The 19,205-nt window shown below is 67.0% G+C and carries 16 protein-coding genes and 1 pseudogene; 11 read left to right on the top strand and 6 right to left on the bottom strand.

The annotated features are described in order from the left end of the window. The 11 genes and pseudogenes from HRUBRA_RS13010 to HRUBRA_RS12965 all read left to right on the top strand — a co-directional run. Positions 1 to 270, top strand: a pseudogene (locus HRUBRA_RS13010) (class I SAM-dependent RNA methyltransferase); the annotation flags it as partial. Between the two features lie 178 nt (positions 271 to 448). Beyond that, entirely contained in the window at positions 449 to 1,834 is a 1,386-nt protein-coding gene (locus HRUBRA_RS13005) for an MFS transporter (RefSeq protein WP_052094865.1), read from the top strand. Between the two features lie 80 nt (positions 1,835 to 1,914). Then, the gene (locus tag HRUBRA_RS13000; RefSeq protein ID WP_052094864.1) at positions 1,915 to 2,571 is read left to right on the top strand and encodes a TetR/AcrR family transcriptional regulator; all 657 of its coding nucleotides are present in this window, start codon (positions 1,915 to 1,917) and stop codon (positions 2,569 to 2,571) included. 19 nt (positions 2,572 to 2,590) lie between these two features. Beyond that, on the top strand, positions 2,591 to 3,961 hold the full coding sequence (locus HRUBRA_RS12995) for a sulfatase family protein (RefSeq protein WP_052094863.1): 1,371 nt from the start codon (positions 2,591 to 2,593) through the stop codon (positions 3,959 to 3,961). 135 nt (positions 3,962 to 4,096) lie between these two features. Beyond that, positions 4,097 to 6,433 carry a TonB-dependent receptor gene (locus tag HRUBRA_RS12990; protein ID WP_035517854.1) on the top strand — a complete coding sequence of 779 codons (2,337 nt, stop codon included), beginning with the start codon at positions 4,097 to 4,099 and terminating at the stop codon, positions 6,431 to 6,433. Between the two features lie 13 nt (positions 6,434 to 6,446). After that, positions 6,447 to 8,546, top strand: coding sequence for a beta-glucosidase (locus tag HRUBRA_RS12985; protein ID WP_052094861.1), 2,100 nt, complete (start codon positions 6,447 to 6,449; stop codon positions 8,544 to 8,546). A gap of 112 nt (positions 8,547 to 8,658) precedes the next feature. Further along, on the top strand, positions 8,659 to 9,429 hold the full coding sequence (locus tag HRUBRA_RS14790) for a hypothetical protein (RefSeq protein ID WP_144244476.1): 771 nt from the start codon (positions 8,659 to 8,661) through the stop codon (positions 9,427 to 9,429). Positions 9,430 to 9,663: 234 nt separating this feature from the next. Beyond that, positions 9,664 to 10,620: a hypothetical protein gene (locus HRUBRA_RS12980; RefSeq protein ID WP_035517852.1), complete on the top strand. Its 957-nt coding sequence runs from the start codon at positions 9,664 to 9,666 to the stop codon at positions 10,618 to 10,620. 247 nt (positions 10,621 to 10,867) lie between these two features. Then, entirely contained in the window at positions 10,868 to 11,815 is a 948-nt protein-coding gene (gene dmeF, locus HRUBRA_RS12975; RefSeq protein ID WP_035517850.1) for a CDF family Co(II)/Ni(II) efflux transporter DmeF, read from the top strand. Between the two features lies 1 nt (position 11,816). After that, the gene (locus HRUBRA_RS12970; RefSeq protein WP_236629873.1) at positions 11,817 to 12,320 is read left to right on the top strand and encodes a CIA30 family protein; all 504 of its coding nucleotides are present in this window, start codon (positions 11,817 to 11,819) and stop codon (positions 12,318 to 12,320) included. A gap of 119 nt (positions 12,321 to 12,439) precedes the next feature. After that, positions 12,440 to 13,333, top strand: a complete 894-nt coding sequence (locus HRUBRA_RS12965; RefSeq protein WP_035517849.1) for a fructose bisphosphate aldolase — start codon at positions 12,440 to 12,442, stop codon at positions 13,331 to 13,333. A 9-nt stretch (positions 13,334 to 13,342) separates the two neighbouring features. Here the strand turns inward: HRUBRA_RS12965 and HRUBRA_RS12960 are convergent, their stop codons facing one another. Genes HRUBRA_RS12960 through HRUBRA_RS12935 form a run of 6 tightly spaced genes read right to left on the bottom strand, consistent with a single transcriptional unit; the run spans position 13,343 to position 19,094 of the window. Further along, positions 13,343 to 13,828: a methylated-DNA--[protein]-cysteine S-methyltransferase gene (locus HRUBRA_RS12960; RefSeq protein ID WP_035517847.1), complete on the bottom strand. Its 486-nt coding sequence runs from the start codon at positions 13,826 to 13,828 to the stop codon at positions 13,343 to 13,345. Between the two features lie 32 nt (positions 13,829 to 13,860). Further along, positions 13,861 to 14,451, bottom strand: a complete 591-nt coding sequence (gene pnuC / locus HRUBRA_RS12955; protein ID WP_035517846.1) for a nicotinamide riboside transporter PnuC — start codon at positions 14,449 to 14,451, stop codon at positions 13,861 to 13,863. A gap of 3 nt (positions 14,452 to 14,454) precedes the next feature. Further along, positions 14,455 to 14,715, bottom strand: a complete 261-nt coding sequence (locus HRUBRA_RS12950) for a YkoF family thiamine/hydroxymethylpyrimidine-binding protein (protein WP_035517845.1) — start codon at positions 14,713 to 14,715, stop codon at positions 14,455 to 14,457. Between the two features lie 56 nt (positions 14,716 to 14,771). Next, positions 14,772 to 15,656 carry a ribose-phosphate diphosphokinase gene (locus tag HRUBRA_RS12945; protein ID WP_201771612.1) on the bottom strand — a complete coding sequence of 295 codons (885 nt, stop codon included), beginning with the start codon at positions 15,654 to 15,656 and terminating at the stop codon, positions 14,772 to 14,774. After that, the gene (locus tag HRUBRA_RS12940) at positions 15,657 to 17,180 is read right to left on the bottom strand and encodes a thymidine phosphorylase family protein (RefSeq protein ID WP_035517844.1); all 1,524 of its coding nucleotides are present in this window, start codon (positions 17,178 to 17,180) and stop codon (positions 15,657 to 15,659) included. Between the two features lie 57 nt (positions 17,181 to 17,237). Then, positions 17,238 to 19,094, bottom strand: coding sequence for an AMP-binding protein (locus HRUBRA_RS12935; protein ID WP_035517843.1), 1,857 nt, complete (start codon positions 19,092 to 19,094; stop codon positions 17,238 to 17,240). Between the last annotated feature and the right edge of the window lie 111 nt (positions 19,095 to 19,205).

Raw genomic sequence — 19,205 nt, 5'->3', positions numbered from 1 at the left:
GCGCCCGCCGCGCTCGCCGAACCGCTGGCCGACGCCGCGCTGCTTGTCCTCGACCCGCCCCGGGAGGGCCTGCGCCAACTGCCGGCACTGCTCGACCGCGCGCCACGGCTCACCGCCGTGCGCTACATCGCCTGCGACGTGGCCACCTTTGCCCGGGACCTCGGCGCCCTGTTCACCGCAGGCTTCTCCCTGCAGGCTGTGCAGCCCCTGGACCTGTTTCCGCATACGCCCCACCTGGAGCTGCTGGCAACCCTGTCGCGCGAGACCTGAGCGCCAGCGGCGTCCGGGAGGTGGGGACGTCCGGGTAAGGCCCTTCCTGCCCGCACCTGTTTGCCAGCTGCCGTTTGCCAACCGGATACTGGACAGGGCGCCTGCGCTCCATTAATTTCTATACAAATGGATAATGAAATCAGGCGCCACGCTATGCCGGCAGGAACGGGCGACAGCCATGAATGAGCCACCCGCTCTTACGACACAGCGAAAGGCCGGCTATGCGGTGGGTGATACGGCCCTGAACGTCTACTGGCAGGGCATCAGCCTCTTTCTTTTTTTCTTCTACACCGAAGTGATGGGGCTGTCTGCGACCAACGCTGGCCTTACCATCTTCCTTGCGTCGTTCTGGGATGGGCTGACCGACCCCTGGATGGGTGGCATCGCCGACCGCACCCGCTCGCGCTTCGGCCGCTTCCGCCCCTACCTGCTATTCGGTCCACCGCTGCTGGGGCTCAGCTTTGTTCTCACCTTCTGGGTGCCCGGCGGGCTTCCCGCAGCCTGGCTGCCCGCCTATGCGCTGCTCACGCATCTGCTTCTGCGCACCCTGTACACGGTAGTGGCCGTCCCCTACAGCGCACTGTCGGCCCGTATGACCCGGGCGAGCGACGAACGGGCGCGGCTCGCCGGCTGGCGCATGCAGGGCGCCGCGCTCGGCGGCCTCGCGACCGCGCTGGCAACACCCTGGGCCGTCGAACAGCTGGTGTCCCTCACCGGCGATCCGCGTCTCGGCTGGCTTGCCGCTGCCGTGCTCATGGCCGCGATCGCCACACTGCTTTTTGCGCTGTGCTTCGCAAGCGTGAGGGAGCCGGCGGAGGACGACCCAGCGCCGCCGCCGGGTGGCGCACTGCGCCAGGGGCTTCGCGATGTAGCCGGCGGTGCCGCCATGCTCCGGCGGAATGGTCCCCTGGCGCGCGTGTTGATCGCGATCGTCATGGCATCACTGTGCCTGACCATGCTGTCGAAAACGCTGCTCTACTGGTTCAAGTACGCGGTGGGCAGCGAGGCTGCCGCCGGTCCGGCGCTGGCGATCGCACCGCTGACGCTGCTGCTCCTCGCGCCGTTCTGGTCCCTGGTCGCACGCCGCAGCAGCAAGCGGACTGCGTGGCTCCTCGGCTGCGCCATTGCCCTGCCCGGCTACCTTGCTTTCTTCCTGCTGCCCATGCGCGACGCCAGCGACGTCTACCTGGCGGTTGGCGCCATCTCGCTAGGGACCAGCGCCTTCGCGGTCGTGTTCTGGGCCATGCTCCCAGACACCGTGGAATACGATCACTGGCTGACCGGCGAGCGCCATGAGGCGAAGGTATTCGGCTTTGCCACCTTTGCCCAGAAAGCCGCGCTGGGGCTCAATGCCCTGCTTCTCGGCGTGCTGCTGGATCTCGTGGGTTTCACACCCGGGGCCACCCAGGACACCGCCACCCTCGCGGGGCTCAAGGCCATCATGACTCTCGTACCGGCGGCCGGCGTATTGATAACGGCCGCGGCACTGTCCGCCTATCCCATCGACGGGCGCTACCACCGGGCGCTCCGGGACAGGATACAAGGACAAGACCGTGCCCCGTAAAGCGCGCAGCAGCGGGCACTGCTGCCTGGCGCCGCCATACCTTACCTATACTGGACACGGGGCCACCGTGGAGTAACCAGATGCCAGCAGCCAGCGACAACCGGGATGCGCCGGGTCAGCGCCGCGCCAGCCAGAAGGCGGAAACACGGGCGCGCATTCTTCAATGCGCGCTGGAAAGTTTTGCGGCACGCGGCTTTGCCGGTGCCAGCGTGCGCGATATCGCCGCGGCGGCAAAGGTGAATCATGGCCTGATCCGCTACCACTTCGGCGACAAGGACGGCCTGTGGAAGGCCGCGGTCACCTTCCTCTTCGAGCGCCTGCACGAGGAAACCGCGATCCCTGCTGCCGACGCCGAACTCAATGCCTATGAACAGACCCGCGCCCGCCTGCGGCGCTACGTGGCCTACTGCGCGCGGCATCCGGAACACGCGCGGATCATGGTGCAGGAGTCTATCGGCGACAGCGAGCGTCTGCGCTGGGCCGTAGAACACTTCATCGGTCCGGACCACGAGGAACTGGCAACAACCCTTGAACGGCTCATGGCCGAGGGGGTCTACCCGCGGGTACCGCTACACTCCCTTGTGTACATCCTCTCCGCCGCGGCGCAGAACATCTTCATGCTTGCGGCGGAGGTGCGCCACAGCTACGGCATCGACGTCAGTGATCCGGCGGTCGTCGAAGCCCACGCCGATACCCTGCTCACCCTGCTGTTCGAACATCGCAGCAGGCACGCCTAACGCAACGGAGAGAATCACCATGGGATCAGCCTTCAGGGGGATCGTCGCAAGGCACTGGGCACTGCTGACCCTGCTCGCCGTCGCAGGCCTCTACGCCCCGGAACCCACAGCGCGCGAGGACGCAGCCCCGCCCCGTCCGAATATCCTCTTCATCCTGGCCGACGACCTCGGCTACGGTGACATCGGTGCCAACGGCAATGCGCTAATTGACACGCCGAACATAGACACGCTGGCCGACGCGGGCGTCAGGCTGAGCAGTTTTTACGCTCCGGCGAATGTCTGCACGCCGTCGCGGGCAGGCTTTCTTACGGGCCGCTATCCAGTCCGCATGGGGCTCGCGAAAGGTGTGATCCGGCCGCACTCCGAACACGGGCTCGGCGCCGATGAAACCACCCTCGCCAGCGTGCTCCAGAGTGCCGGCTACCGCACCGCCATGGTGGGAAAATGGCATCTGGGCAACCGACCCCCGCACTGGCCCACGACCCACGGCTTCGACAGTTTTCTGGGCGTGCCCTATTCGAACGACATGTCTCCCTTCCCGCTGTACGAGGGCGAACGAGTTATCGAAGAGGAGGTAGAGCAATCGACCTTGACAGAACGCTATACGGACGCGGCCGTCGCCGTGATCGAGGCACAGGACGACAGGCCGTTTTTCCTCTACCTGGCACACACCTTTCCGCATATCCCGCTGGCGGCAGGCCCACCCTTTCGCGGCCGCTCCGAAGCAGGGCTTTACGGCGATACCGTTGAGACCATCGACTGGAGCCTGGGGCGGATTCTCGAGGCGCTGGGCAGGACCGGTCAGCGTGACAACACGCTGATCCTCTTCAGCTCGGACAATGGGCCATGGTTTGAGGGTGCAGCCGGCGGCGCCCGCGATCGGAAAGGCAGCAGCTGGGAGGGGGCCTACCGGGTCCCGTTTATCGCCTCCTGGCCCGCGGGCCTCCCGGGGGGACGACACAGCAGCGAACCGGTTTCCGGCCTCGACCTGCTGCCGACGCTGGCGCACCTTGCCGGCGCCAGCGTCGACGGGCTCGCCCTCGACGGACGCGATATCTGGCCGGTGCTTAGCAAAGGCGGGGAAAGCCCCCATGAGTACCTGCTGTTCTTCAACGAAGACCAGATCGCCGCCGTTCGCAGCGGTGCCTGGCGCCTGGTGCTGCGCAGCTATTACAAGAGCTACGACGTTCCCCATGCCGCCCTGGGCTATCCCCTGTTATTCGATCTGGCGCGGGACCCCGGCGAGCAGTACAGCATGGCGCCGGACCAGCCGGCCGTGGTGGCGCGACTGCTGGCCATCGTCGAGCGGGAACGGGAACGGCTGGCCGTGCCGCCACCGCCGCCTTTTCCACCACCCCCGACCGGGTCGAAGGAACCGCCGGCAGGCTGAACGCGTGCCGGCAGGTCCGGAGATCGACTATCCATCTGGAGAGCGAACTTGACGCCTCCTGACCCTCGCGCCTACTATCCACTCGGATAATCAATAAAGGCGGCGCTTACGCCGCCGCAACGCGAGGATATGCCCATGCAGAAGATTCCGTTCCGGGCGCTGCCGCTGGCCAGCGCCGTTGTTATCACCACCGCCGTACCGGCGGCCCTGGGGCAGGACCGCATCGCCCTGGAAGAAGTGGTCGTCATGGCCCAGCGCACGGCCCAGAACCTGCAGGAGGTGCCCATCTCCGTAACCGCCGTAGGGGGTGAGGCGCTCGACCTCAGGCAGATCGACGGCTTCGACCAGTTGCAGTACGTGGTCCCGGGCATGACCTTTGGCGCTGGCGTGAACGCCCGCCAGTCGGCGTCCACCATCCGCGGAATCGGCACCGGCCTGTTCAACATCGGTATCGAGGGCAGCGTGGCCATGGCCGTGGACGGCGTCATCCTCGGCCGCGAGGGTGCCGGCCTGTTCGATCTCGCGGATGTCGAGCGGGTCGAGGTCCTTCGCGGGCCCCAGGGCACGCTCTTCGGCAAGAACGCATCGGCGGGCGTGATATCAATTATCACCCGCAAACCCACTGACACCTTTGAAGCGGACATCAAGGTCGCCTATGGCTCCCGGGACGAGCTCAACCTGTCCGGCGCCGTCTCGGGACCGCTCGGGGATCGCATGCAGGGCCGCCTGAGCGCGTACGCCAACCAGCGGGACGGCTACCTGTTCAATGTCAATCCGGACGCGCCACAGCGCGACCTCAACGAGCGCGACGAGTACGGCATGCGGGGCAAGCTGGCGATCAATCTGTCCGCCGACGCCGACCTCATGCTGTCGGTCGACTATGCCAAGCGCGACCAGGCGGCAGGAGCGCTGACGCTCCGTGCGCCCTCGCCCGGCGGCCCCGGCAGCGGCCTGCTCAATACGGGCGTACCCGTGGTGGGCCCGCTGACCGCAGCCAGTGGCATCGATGCCGGCCCCAAGAACCGCGAGCTTGCGGCCGACCAGGCGTTCGTCAACGAGATGGAAAGCCGGGGGCTGGCAGCAGAACTGAACTGGCGCATCGGCGACTTCGAGCTGGTCTCGCTTACGGCATGGCGCGCCTGGGACAGCTTCGACAACAACGATGCCGATCTGATCCCGCAGCCCTTCCTCGCAGTCAACCTTGGAGACCTCGAGCAGGAGCAGTTCAGCCAGGAACTTCGTTTGCTATCACCCCGTGACCAGCGACTCACCTATACCCTGGGCGCCTACTGGTTCGAACAGGATCTCAAGCAATTCAACACCCAGGCAGGCACAGCCGGTCTCGATCTTCTCGGTGCCCTGCCCCCGGGACTCCTGCTGGGTACGGACATGGTCAGCACCGTGGACGAGACCAACCTCGCGCTGTTCGGCCAGGGTGAATACGCACTTACCGACCAGCTGAGCGTCATCGCCGGCGCCCGCGTTCTGCGCTCGGAGATCTCCGGAGACCTGCTGCGGACAGTGACGCCGGGGAGCGTAGGGCCCTACGCCGGGCAGTCCCTGACCCCAGAGCCCCTGCAAGGCAAAGTCAATGACAACGCCATTGCCTGGCGCCTTGGGCTGCAGTATTTCCTGTCAGACGAGACCAACGTCTTCGCCACCATCAGCCGCGGCTACAAGTCCGGCGGCGTGGTCAGTGGCCTGACCATCAACGGCGTGGGTGCAGACGGCACGGCACTGCCCACGGTCGACGCAGAAATTCCACTGCAGTACGAACTCGGCGTCCGCAGCGAAGCCTGGGGGGGAAGGCTCACTGCCAACCTGACGGCATTCTATTCTACGATCGACGACTTCCAGGCCCAGGCACTGGTGCCCGCCCCTGACGGAACGACCGTATTCTCTGTAACAAACGCCGGGGAGGCGGAGAGCTGGGGCTTCGAGGGCGAACTCACGGTACAGGCTACCGACGCCTTGACCCTGTCGCTGGCGGCAGCCTATACCAGGGCTACCTTCGAGGACTTCACCGGGGCCCCCTGCTACGCGCTGCAGCCCGTGGGGCCCGGCGGCTGCACCGACGCCGACGGCGACGGCCGCGGCGACTTCCAGGATCTTTCCGGCGGTGACCTTGCCAACGCCCCCGAATGGGTGGTGAATGCTCTGGGGCGCTACGAGTTCGACCTCCTCGGGCTCCCGGCGTTCACGCAGGTCGGCGCCAGCTATCGCGACGACACGCTGTCGAGCAACAGCAATGACCCGAATACGCGCATCGGCAGCTACACCCTCGTCGACGCACAGCTCGGGGTCAATTTCAGCGGCGGCCGCGGCACCATCGCCGTCTTCGGCCGTAACCTCTTCGACGAGGACTTTGTCGAAGCCATCGTGGGCCAGCCCTTCGATACTGGCGGTTACGCGCAGTTCCGCAGTTTCGAGGCGATGCGCTCCTTCGGGGTGCGTCTGTCCATGAGCTACTGATCGGGAGGCTGCTGTGATCGACCTGTCCCCGGCCAAGGGGCTTTCTTCAGCGGCCATCAATGCCCGCGTGGAGGAAATCCTGGCGGCCGCGACCCTCGAGGAAAAAGTCGCGATGATGTCTGGTCGGGGCTTTTTCGAGCAGTTCCGGCGCTCCGGTGGCGACTGGGGCGCGGAACCCTACCGGGCCGGGGGCGGCTGTGAGCGCCTCGGGGTGCCGGCACTCTGGTTCACCGATGGTCCCCGGGGCGTCGCCCGCGGTCAGTCCACCTGTTTTCCCGTATCCATGGCACGCGGTGCCAGCTGGGATCCCGCGCTGGAGCGACGCATCGGCGAAGCGATGGCCATGGAGGCACGAGCGCAGGGCTGCAACCTCTCCGGCGCCGTCTGTATCAACCTGCTGCGCCATCCCGGCTGGGGCCGTGCTCAGGAGACCTATGGGGAAGATCCCTTCCACCTGGGCGAGCTCGGCGCCGCCCTCGCCGAGGGCCTGCAGGCCCACAACGTGATCGCCACCGTAAAGCATTTTGCTGCGAACTCGATAGAGAATAATCGTTTCACCGTCGACGTCCGCATCGATCAACGCACGCTGCGGGAGGTGTACCTGCCCCATTTCCGGCGCGTCATCGAAGCGGGCTGTGCCTCCGTCATGAGCGCCTATAACCGTCTGAATGGCGAGCATTGCGGCCAGCACCGGCAGTTGCTCACGGAGATTCTCCGCCAGGAGTGGGGCTTTGAGGGCTTCGTACACTCGGACTGGGTGCTGGGCGTCCATGCTGCCTACGGCGCCAGCGCCGGTCTCGATATCGAAAACCCGGAGCCGGTGCATTTTGGCGAAAAGCTCGTGCGGGCCGTGCAGGACGGCCTGATCGCTCCGGAAGTGATCGATACCGCCTGTCGACGCATCCTGCGAACGCTCTACCGCTTTGCCTGCGCGGAAGACCCACTGCCGACATACGCCATGGACCTCGTGGCCTGCCCGGCCCATGTCGCCCTCGCGCGGGAGGCCGCGGAAAAGTCCGCCGTACTGCTGCACAATCGTGCAGCCACGCTGCCCCTGTCCCGGCAGCAACGGATCGCCGTCTTGGGTCGCCTCGCCACCCTGGAAAACACCGGTGATGGCGGCTCGAGCCGGGTCAGCCCGCCGTGGGTTGTGACACCGCTTGCCGGCATTGCCGAGGCCCTTGGGCAGCCGGCTCTGGCGCTGGCCGGCGATGAGCAGGACCCCGAGGCCGCTGCCGTGGCGGCGGCGGCGGACGCGGCGATTGTCGTGGTCGGCTACACCGCAAAAGAGGAAGGCGAATACATCCCCGGCGACATCTCCCTCGGCGAGGCCGGAGACCTCATCCAGGAGACCGGCGGCGGGGAAGGCGCCGCCCGGACCCCTACGGGCGGTGACCGAAGCTGCCTCGAGCTCCCGGCGGATCAGCAGGCGCTTATCCGTGCGGTAGCACAAGCGAATCCGCGGACCGTCGTGGTGCTCATCGCCGGCTCGGCGGTGCTCGTCGAAGGCTGGCTGGAAGCGACCGGAGCCGTGCTGCAGACCTTCTACGCGGGTATGGAAGGCGGCCGGGCACTGGCGTCACTCCTGTTCGGTGATGTCTCCCCGTCCGCAAAGCTGCCCTTCACCGTCGCCCGCGACGCCGCTGATTATCCGTTCTTCGACCCCCAGGCCGAGCGCATTGACTACGGCCCCCTGCACGGTTACCGCTGGCTGGAAGTACAGGGTAGGGAGGCGCGCTTTCCCTTCGGTCACGGGCTCAGCTATACGCAGTTCCGCTACCGGGCCTTTCGGTTACGGCGCACGGTGCACGGCGTCCATGCAGAGGTATCCGTACAGAACACGGGCGCGGTCCCCGGTGAGGAGGTCGTGCAGCTCTATGTCCGCTTCCCCGGCTGTGTCGTCGAAAGACAGGGCAAACAGCTTCGCGGCTTTCAGCGCATCGCCCTTGCGCCCGGCGAGACGGGCATCGTGCGTCTCCAGGTACCGGAGCACACGCTGCATTACTGGCATGAACAAAGCCACTGCTGGCGCCTGGAGCCCGGCAAATACCGCTTCCTCATCGGCGGCAGCAGCGCCGAGGGGGCCCTGCTCAGCGAAAGCATCGACCTTTAACGCGTTAACTGTACCGCAAGATCCCGCTATGAAGTCCCGTCATGCCGTTCGCCGTGCAAGGCTCCGATACATCGCAAGCACTGCCCTTCAGGCGCTTGCCTACGCGGCCGCCGTGACCCTCCTGCTGCCCCTGCCGGCACCGCAGGCCGGCGAAGCGCTGCGGTTGCTGGATACAACCAGCGCCACCCTTGGTAGCTCGACCACGCCCAACGTCGGTGCGACGACGGCTGCCCTGGGTTTCCTTTTCCGCGCTTCCACGGCCTCTGCCGTCACCGACGTCACTGCGATCGTCCAGCGTGCCACCGACAGCAACCTGGTAGCAGCTTACGAGGCCAGCTCTGTGGCGGTGCACGGCGTCGAAGCCGATGGAACCCTTGGCAAACGTCTCGGCACCTTCCGTCCATCCTGTTTGCCCAACTGCAGCAGCAGCGACATCAGCGACTTCGGCAGCACCGCTTTCTATCAGTTCAACTATCAGGGCCAGGTATCCCTTGCTGCCGATACCCGCTACTGGCTGCTCATCCGCTCCACAGCGCTGGGAGACTTCGGTCGCCGCTTCTTCCTGCCGCTCGGAAGCTTCAGCTATGGCGAGTCGCCCTGGCGCTTTGCAACATCCTCGGACTGGTTCTTCAGAGACAGCTTCACAGACAGCTACGGCACGCTGTCTTCGGCCCCGCTGCTTGTTCTGGCGGGCCCCGAGCCCACCGCGCCGCCTCCGGAGGAATCACCCGCAGCATCGGCGGCCGGGGCCGCCGTTCCCGTGCCGGGGCTGCAGGGTGCTCCCCTGCTCGCACTGGGCGTATCGCTCACGCTGGCCGCCTCGCGACGGCTGCACGCAGGAACGGTCAGGCAGGCGGTGAAGGACAGTCGCCCTCGACGGTAACTGAGCACCGACGGGGGCTCGTCAAAGTGATACTGGCAATCAAGGAGCAATCGCTATGTGGGGACAAGCAATCTGGGGCAGCTCACTCTGGGGGCAGGCTCTGGAAAGGTTGGCGGCGGTGCCTGTCTGGTCCGGGGAAACCCTCGCCCTCACGGTACTCGGCGTCGTGACGAGCGTTGCTCTGCAGCGCCGCGGAAAAAAAACACCCAGCGCAAACAGAAGGAACCGTTAAGCATGCGCAAGACCCTGCTCACCACTATCGCAACGATCAGCCTGGCCGCCTCGGTCCTCGCTATCAGCGAAATGGAGATACCACACGCTTTTGAGCGCGGCACGACCATCGAGCCGAACGAGATGAATGCCAATTTCTCGGCCATGGCAAACGGCATCAACGCTGTGGCGCAACGCGTGACAACCCTTGAAGAGGCCGAGGCACCGGCACTTGCCGACCAGTCCGTTACCAGCAGCAAAATCACCGACGCTGCGGTCACAACGAGCAAGCTGGCGGCCGGGGCCGTGTCGACGGAGGCCATCGCCGACGGCGCGATTACTGCTGCCAAGCTGGCGCCGGGGGCAGTCACCGATACAGACACCACCTACACGAATGGCTCGGGTCTTGCCCTGGACGGCACCACCTTCAGCCTGAGCGATGGCGGTGTCAGCGCAGCGAAACTGGCCAATGGCTCAGTAACGACGACGAAGATCGCGGATGGCGCCATCCTTGGAAAAAAGCTCGCCACCAAATCAGTCGGCGTAACTAAGCTCGCGCACCTCCCAAGCCCACTTATGGCTGACTATGCCGCTGGCAATCTGGTAGTGAGCACACTCAACACTACTGCGATCGAAGAGACCTTCCGGGTGCCGACGACCGGCAAATTGCTCGTCAACGTGTCAGCGCACCTTGATCTTGTTGATGAAGGTAACGACGGGCAGCTGTTCAATGATATCGGTGTTGTCGCCGCTGTGGGTGTCCTGCCGACACAGGGTGAGGAGTTGACCGATGCCAGCGCTCACAAGGGTTTGCTTGACGGAAGCTCGTACAGCTGGGCCGGTAGTCGCTATTTCCTGCTGGATGCTGATCCCGACAAGTTCTACGGGGTTCGGGTCACCATAAGATCCGGCTGCGGAAACTGCCCGCTAAGCGTCAAGTACAGTGCCACGGCTCAAGCCACGTTTTTCCCCGGGGCATGACTGCCCATGCCTCTCTCCCTCCCAAGGGACACACGCTGAGCGCGGGGCTGAACCGGTGCGGGGCAAAGTACCTCCCGCATTCCGTGCTGCCGCCAAGGGAGGTATCGACCCGGCTTTGATCAGCCAGGGGCACCAGTCGGCGGGCGTGCAGTGGCGCCGCAGAATGCCCAGGCCCTCGCTGGATCGAGGTGAGACAGGGACAAGGGACGCGTAATATAGGTGGCTCGCCACAGTGCGCGGAGGCATCATGCACAGCGAAAACCTGCAGCTCTGGACCCATTGCCATGTCTTCGGCCAGGACCAGCGCCGCCGCGGAGAGCGGCGCACGCTGCTGGTCATTGCCCTGACTGCTGCCACCATGGTGCTGGAGATCAGTACCGGGATAGTATTCGGCTCCATGGCCCTGCTTGCCGATGGCCTGCACATGGCCTCGCACACCGTGGCCCTCGGCATCACCGCCCTTGCCTATGTGTACGCCCGGCGCCACGCGGCGAACCCCCGCTTCAGTTTCGGCACCGGCAAGGTGAACGCTCTCGGCGGCTTCACCGGCGCCCTGCTACTGGCCGGCTTCAGCCTTGCCATGGCCTGGGAAAGCATGGCGCGCTTCTTCGCACCGGTACCGATCGCCTTCGACCAGGCCATTGGCGTGGCCGTGCTCGGGCTGCTGGTGAACGGGGTCTCTGTGTTGCTGCTGGGTGACGGGCACGATCACGGGCACGCCCATGGGCAGGGACAGGATCACCACCACAGCCACAGCCACGAACATGACCATAACCTGCGCTCCGCCTACCTGCATGTGCTCGCCGATGCGCTGACCTCGCTGCTGGCGATCGTCGCCCTGCTGGCAGGCAAGTACCTCGGCCTGGCCTGGATGGATCCGGCCATGGGGATTGTCGGGGCACTGCTGGTGGCGCGCTGGTCCATCGGCCTGCTGCGGGATACCAGCCACACACTGCTGGACCGGCAGGCGCCAGACGCCCTCTGCCAGCGGCTCCGGGACGCGGTGGAGAGCCGCGGCCACGATCGGGTGGCGGACCTGCACCTGTGGTCCATCGGACCGGGCCTGCACGCCGCAGAGCTCGCCGTGGTCACCCACGACGCCCTCACCCCCGATGACGTCAAGGCACGACTGCCGAAGGAGCTCCGCGTGGTCCATGCCACCGTGGAGATCCACCGCTGCCCCGGGGGCGGCTGAGGTGACCGCAGCGATTATCGACGACCTCAGTGGCGAACCTGCCGGCGGCGGCCGCTGGGCCTGCATCGGCGATGCGGTAATGGGCGGAGTCTCCGCCGGGCAGCTGCGCACGGAGACCGTGGCCGGGCGACCCGCCCGGCATCTGACCGGGACCGTGAGCCTGGCCAATAACGGCGGCTTTCTGCAGCTGGCCCTGGACCTGGCCGGGGACGGTGGCACGGTAGATGCGAGCGCGTTCACAGGCCTCGCCCTCAAGGTCTGTGGCGACGGCGGCGACTACGGCCTGCACCTGCGCACGGACGCCGTGCGGCGTCCCTGGCAGAGCTATCGCGCGCCATTCCAGGCGCCGGCCGGCTGGACCACCATCAAGCTGCCCTTTGCTGCCTTCACGCCGCACCGCCTCGAGGCGCCACTGGATCCCTCGCGCCTGCGGCGCATCGGTCTCGTTGCCATCGGCCGGCCCGGGCCCGTCGACCTGGCCCTGAGCGACCTGCTTTTCTACTGACCCCGGCAAAGCCCGCCTTCACGGCACCACCCGCTTTGGCCTAACATAGGTCATCGGGCTCCGGGCACTACCCGCGCAGCCAGAAACTCTCCCAGCCACCATGAGAACGGAAAGCACCCGTGAGCCAAGTCGACGAACAACGCGAGAAACTCCGCAGCGCCACCGGCTTTATTGCCGCCCTGGACCAGAGCGGGGGCAGCACGCCGAAGGCCCTGGGCCTTTACGGCATTGAGGAAAGCGCCTGGACTACGGACGCCGAAATGTTCGACCTCGTGCACGCCATGCGCACGCGGATCATGACCGCCCCGGCCTTCGGCGGCGACCGTATCCTCGGCGCGATCCTCTTCGAGGACACCATGGACCGCGAGGTCCTGGGCCGGCCAACCGCCGAGTACCTCTGGCAGGTCAAGCACGTGGTCCCCTTCCTCAAGGTCGACAAGGGGCTCGACACGCTGGCGGACGGGGTGCAGCGCATGAAGCCCATGCCGGGCCTTGACGACCTGCTCAGCCGCGCCGTTGGTGCCGGCATCTTCGGCACCAAGATGCGCTCGATGATCAAGGAAGCCAGCACCAGCGGCATCGACGCCGTGGTGGCCCAGCAGTTCGAGGTCGCCGGCCGCATCATCGATGCGGGTCTCGTGCCCATCGTCGAGCCGGAGGTCGACATCCACTGCCCCGACAAGGCCGCCGCGGAGCGACAGCTGAAGGCCGGCCTCCTCGCCGCGCTGGATCAGCTCGACGAGGGACGACAGGTCATGCTCAAGTTGACGCTGCCCGAGGAAGACAGCTTCTATGGCGAATGTGTGGCGCATCCCGCCGTACTGCGTGTCGTGGCTCTGTCCGGCGGCTACAGCCGTGCCGAGGCCAACGAGCGCCTCGCCCGCAACCCGGGCGTGGTCGCGAGCTTCTCCCGTGCCCTCACCGAGGGGCTCTCTGCCCAGCAGAGCGACGAAGAGTTCAACGCGGCGCTCAACCGGTCCATCCAGAGCATCTACGACGCCTCGGCGACCTAAACGCCGCGGCTATCGATCGAGCGCGCCGTCGCAGGCGCGCCAGCCCTCCCGCTCCAGCAGCCAGCGCTTTCGCGCCAGACCCCCGGCATAACCGGTGAGGCTGCCGTCTGCGCCAATCACCCGGTGACACGGCACCACAAGGGGCAGGGGATTGCGTCCGTTGGCGGCCCCCACGGCGCGCACGGCCCGGGGCCGCCCCAGGGCACGGGCCAGATCGCCGTAACTGCGCGTCTCGCCATAAGGGATCGCCCGAAGCGCTGCCCGGACAGCGCACTGGAAGGGCGTACCGTCCTCAGCGAGGGGCAGATCGAAACGATAGCGCTCGCCGGCGAAATAGCCTGCCAGCTGCGCCGCAGCGCGCTCGAGTACCGGTGACGACGACGCCGCCACCTCCTCGAGGTGCATCCCCGGGAAGGCGATGCGCGCAAGGCGGCCGTCCCGGGCGACGAGCTGCAGGGAGCCGAGGGGCGTGGCCAGGGTCGTCGCACTCAGCATGAGGGCCTCCTCCAGAGGGCTGTGTTGCCCGTTCAGCCCGAAACGGCCGCTGCGACCCGGTAGTGGCGTCGCCAGGCAAGGAAGCCCGCGATGCAGATGACCACGTAGGCGGCAAAGAGCGCAGCCGTCAGCAGCAGACCCCGGTCCAGGTAGAGAACGATACTGGCACTGTCGATGACGATCCAGTAGAGCCAGTTCTCAAGGATCTTCCTCGCCACCATCCAGGTGGTGACGATGGCGCCCCAGGTGGTGAAGGCGTCGAGATAGGGAAGGGCGGCATCGGTATAGCGGCTGAGCAACGCTCCGGACAGCGCCGACAGCGCCAGCACGCCGCCGATGACCAGGCCGTGGGCCCGGGCCCCGAAGCGGCTGATGGCCAGCGTGCGGGCCTCACCGGGGCGCTGCCACTGCCACCAGCCGTAGACGGCCATGGCCAGGTAATAGACCTGCAGCGCCGACTCCAGGTACAGGCGCACCTGCCAGAAGAGCACCAGGAAGATCGCCGTGCTCGCAAAAGCTGCGTACCAGCACCAGAGGCTTTCCCGGGCCGCCAGCAGCAGGTAGGCGACCCCCAGGAGTACAGCCACCGCCTCCCAGGAGGCGAGCCAGTGCCAGGCGGCCACCGCTCAGGGCGCCGCGTCGATGGCCAGGGCTCCGGGAATGAATTTGCACACCAGCACCTGCTTGCCGAAGCGCTCGCTGCTCGCCCGGAGCGCCCGGGCTACCGTGGTCATCACCGTGTCGAAGTCACCGCGCAGCTGCGTGCTCATGGCATTGGTGATCGCCAGCAGGCCCGCCTCGGCAGCAAGGTCATCGATAAGCGCGCGGATCGGCGGCTCGTAGTCCTCGCGCAGCGGGTAGAGGCTGAGTTCGGCGGTGAGGTCCATGGCGAAGCTCCGACGTTGTCCAGGGGCTGCCAGTATAGCGGCAGCCGGGGCCGCCTTCAGGACAACAGGGCCTCTGCCAGCAGCGGCGCCAGCCCGGCGGCGTTGCTGTCATGGAGGATCGAATCGGTACTGAGTACGTCTCCCACACCGGCCTCGGCAAGCACCGCCAGCGCGTCGCCGGCAAACAGCGCATGAGTCACCGCGACATCGACCCGCGCGGCGCCCGCCGCCCGCAGTGCGCGACAGGCCTCCGCCAGGGTCCGGCCGGTGCTCGCCACATCGTCGATGAGCACCACTGCCCGGCCAGCCACGGGGACCGGTGGCAGCTCGATGGCAACGGAGCGATCGCCGCTGCGCACCTTCGTCGCGACGGCGTGCTCCAGCCCCGCACGGCCGGCGATTGCCGCAACCCACTGCGCCGACTCCGCGTCCGGCCCGAGCAGCAACGGCCGATCGTCGCGGCCGGCGAGGAGCGCCGCGAGGGGCCCTGCGGCGCTCAGGGTCAGGGCCCGCGCGACCGGGACCGCGTCCGCCAGCGCCGGCGTGCGGTGCAGGTGCGGGTCCACGGTCGCTACGGTGTCGAAGCAGCGCGCCAGCTCCGCCCCGATAATGCGCTGGCTGACCGCCTCCCCCGGGTAGAAGGCCTTGTCCTGACGCATGTAGCAGAGGTACGGGGCCACCAGGAGCAGCGCTTCGGCACCGAGCTCCCGGGCCGTCGCCGCCGCAAGGAGCAGCTCGATGAGCTTGTCGTTGGGTCGGTCAAGGCTGCGGCAGAAGAGCACCCGCCCGGGCACGGTGGCGGGCAGGCGCACGCGGCTCTCACCGTCGGGGAAACGGTGGACCTCGACCTCCTCATAGGACACCCCCAGGGCCGCGGCAAGGCGCTCACCGGGGGCGCGGTAGTCGGCGAAGCCATAGACGACGTCGGCGGGCACCGGCACTCAGTCCCCTCCCGCCAGCAGGAAACCGCTCGCCGCCTCGGCGGCCTCGCAGGCAAAGGCGAAATCGGCCTCGAAGGCCGCATGGATGCGATAGAGCGGCTCGCCCTCGCGCACCGCATCCCCGACCTTGCGGCACAGGTCGACCCCGGCGCCCCGGTCCAGCGGGGCACCGGCGAGGCGGGCGATACGCGCCAGCTGCAGGTTGTCGATAGCAGCAACCTTGCCATCCCGGGGCGCCGGCAGTGCCTTGCACAGGCGGCCGGGCTCCGGCGGCGAGGGGTTGCGTCCCTGCATGGCCATGATCGCCCGCAGGCGCTCCAGGGCGCGGCCGGAATCGAGGATATCGCGGGCCAGCACATAGCCCTGGCCGCCGCGGACATCCGGGTCAAACTCGAGGATGCGGCTGGCCAGCTGCAGCGCTTTCTCGCGCAGGTCCCGGGGCTGGTCCGGGTCGTTCTTAAGCACCTGCATCACATCGCGGGCCTCGAGCACCGGGCCGATGCCGCGACCGATGGGCTGCAGGCCATCGGTAATGATCACCTCCACGTGCAGCCCCAGCCGGTCACCCACAAACTCGAACAGCTTGCGCAGGCGCAGCGCATCGTTCTGCGTACGCACCTTGGCCGTCGGTCCCATGGGGATGTCGACCAGCAGGTGCGTGGCGCCGGCGGCAACTTTCTTGGCGAGGATGGAGGCGACCATCTGCCCCGGGGAGTCGAGGGACAAGGGCCGCTCGACGGCAATGAGGATGTCATCCACCGGCGCGAGCCGCGAGGTGCCGCCCCAGGCCAGGCAGCCGCGCTGCGCGCGCACCACTTCGTTAAAGCGCCGGGCGCTGAGCTCAACGTTGGCCAGCACCTCCATGGTGTCGGCGGTGCCTGCGGGCGAAGTGATGGCCCGGCTCGAGGTTTTCGGGATGAACATGCCGTGGGCGGCGACGATAGGCACCACGAGCATGCTGGTACGGTTGCCGGGAATACCGCCAATGCAGTGCTTATCAGCGACCAGCGGCTCCTTCCAGTCGATGCGGTCTCCGGTCTCGGCCATGGCCCGGGTCAGGTGCAGCACCTCGTCCCGCTCCATGCCACCCTGGGTGCAGGCAACCAGGAAGGCAGCCATTTCGATTTTGGTGTAGCGGTGCTCACCGATCTCCCGGACGATGCCGAGGTAGTCCGGATAGCCCAGGGTCTCGCCGGCAATCTTGCGGTGCACGGCACCGATGGAGCGCGGCGGACGGGCGTGGGCGATGCGCGCCGCCGCGCCCTCGGCAAGGGCGAGCTGCTCAAAGGCCTGCAGGCTGAGACCGAGCTCGTCCGGACGGGTAATCGCGGGATCGTCGACCACGTTGAGCACCGCCAGCACAGCCTCGCCGCCGTCGGCGGGGGTCACCTCGACCTTGTTCAGGGCCTGGAAACCGGCACTGCGATAAACGTGGCAGTCGCGGTGCAGAAACACCACGTTTTCCCGGTAGGTATCGATACCGACGCGCCGCACGGTCAGCGTATGCCGTCCGTCACCGGGCATGGCAGGCTCCTCTTCGCAGGAAGAAGCGCACAGCTTGCCCCGGCGGCGGCGGCGCGTCTAGGCTTCAGCGCTCCGAAGCAGCGGCGCGATCTCGTCGAGGGTGGCCGGATCGTCGATAGTGCCCGGCACCTTGTAGTCCTCGCCGTTGGCTATCTTCTGCAGCGTCGCCCGGAGGATCTTGCCGGAACGGGTCTTCGGCAGCCGCGACACTACCCGGGCCTGACGGAAGGCGGCCACCGGCCCCACTTCCCGGCGCACCAGGGCGACGACCTCATCGGCGATCTCGGCCTCTGGCCGGTCGACACCCGCGTTGAGGATCATGAGCCCGAGAGGCACCTGCCCCTTGAGGTCATCGCGCACACCGAACACGGCACATTCGGCCACATCCGGGTGCGAAGCGATCACCTCTTCCATGCGCCCCGTCGACAGGCGGTGGCCCGCCACGTTGATGACGTCATCGGTGCGGGCCATGATGTGGATGTAACCATCTGCGTCGATGTAGCCGGCATCGCCGGCATCGTAGTAGCCCGGAAAACGCTCCAGGTATTTCTCGCGGAAGCCCGCGTCGTTATTCCACAGCGTCGGCAGTGCCCCCGGCGGCAGCGGCAGCCGGATCGTCAGCGCGCCCATCTCACCGCGGGGCACCGGCTCCCCGGCTTCATCGAGAACAACAATGTCGAAGCCGGGCACGGCCTTGCCCGAGGAGCCGTGGCGCACCGGAAAGAAACCTTCGCCGGCAAAGTCGGCGATCGCCGGCCAGCCGAGCTCGGTCTGCCACCAGTGGTCGATGACCGGAATCTCCAGCAGTTCCTCCGCCCAGACGATGGTGTTCGGGTCCGCCCGCTCGCCGGCCAGAAACAGATACTCGAGGCTGGACAGATCGAAGGGCGCCGCACCCTCACCCTGCGGATCCTGCTGCTTGATGGCACGGATCGCCGTGGGCGCCGTGAACAGCACCTTGACCCGGTGCCGCCCGATGAGCCGCCAGTAGGTCGACGCATCCGGCGTGCCGACGGGCTTGCCCTCGAAAAGCACGGTGGTGGCGCCGCGCAGGAGCGGGCCGTAGACGATATAGGAGTGGCCAACGACCCAGCCGATATCCGATGCCGCCCAGAACACGTCGCCCGGGTCGATGCCGTAAATGTTCACCATACTCCAGTACAGGGCCGCCATGTGGCCGCCGTTGTCGCGCACCACGCCCTTGGGGCTGCCGGTGGTGCCCGAGGTGTACAGGAGGTAGAGCGGGTCCGTGGCAGCAACCGGGGCGCAGGGAGCCGGCTCAGTGCCCGCCACAAGCTCCCAGTCGATATCCCGGCCCGCTATCAGCTCTGCCGGCCCGGCCTCGCGCTGCAGCACGACGCAGTGCGCCGGCTTGTGCGCGCAGGCCTCCACGGCTGCATCAAGTAGCGGCTTGTAGGGAATGATGCGGGCGTGTTCGATACCGCAGGAGGCGGAAAGCACCACCTTCGCCTGGCAGTCATCGATGCGGAAGGCCAGCTCGCTGGCGGCAAAGCCGCCGAAGACCACGGAGTGCACGGCGCCGAGACGGGCGCAGGCAAGCATGCCGATCACCGCCTCGGGCACCATGGGCATGTAGATGACCACGCGGTCCCCGGGGCCGACACCAAGCTCGCGAAGACCGCCGGCGAAAGCGGCCACCCGGTCGCGGAGCTCACGATAGGTGAAATAGGTGACCGTATCGGTCACCGGGCTGTCATAGATAAGGGCCAACTCGTCGCCGCGGCCGGCGGCAACGTGACGATCAACGGCATTGTGGCAGGTGTTGCACTGCCCATCGCTGTACCAGCGGTAAAACGGCGCGGCGCTGTCATCGAGAATGGTCCGGGGGGCGCGAACCCAGTCGATGGCCTCCGCGGCCGCCCCCCAGTGGGCAATGGCCTGATCCCTGTCCATGGTGTCCCCCTGCTGCCTGTCGCGGCGGGCGGCGGCGCCGCCCGCTCTGGGGCAGTATAGACAAGGGACCCGGCGGGTACCCTCCCACCAAAGTCGAAGGACCGGGGGGGG

The sequence above is a fragment of the Pseudohaliea rubra DSM 19751 genome (assembly GCF_000764025.1).
Taxonomy (GTDB): domain Bacteria; phylum Pseudomonadota; class Gammaproteobacteria; order Pseudomonadales; family Halieaceae; genus Pseudohaliea; species Pseudohaliea rubra.
This window is presented reverse-complemented; position numbering and strand designations above follow the sequence as displayed.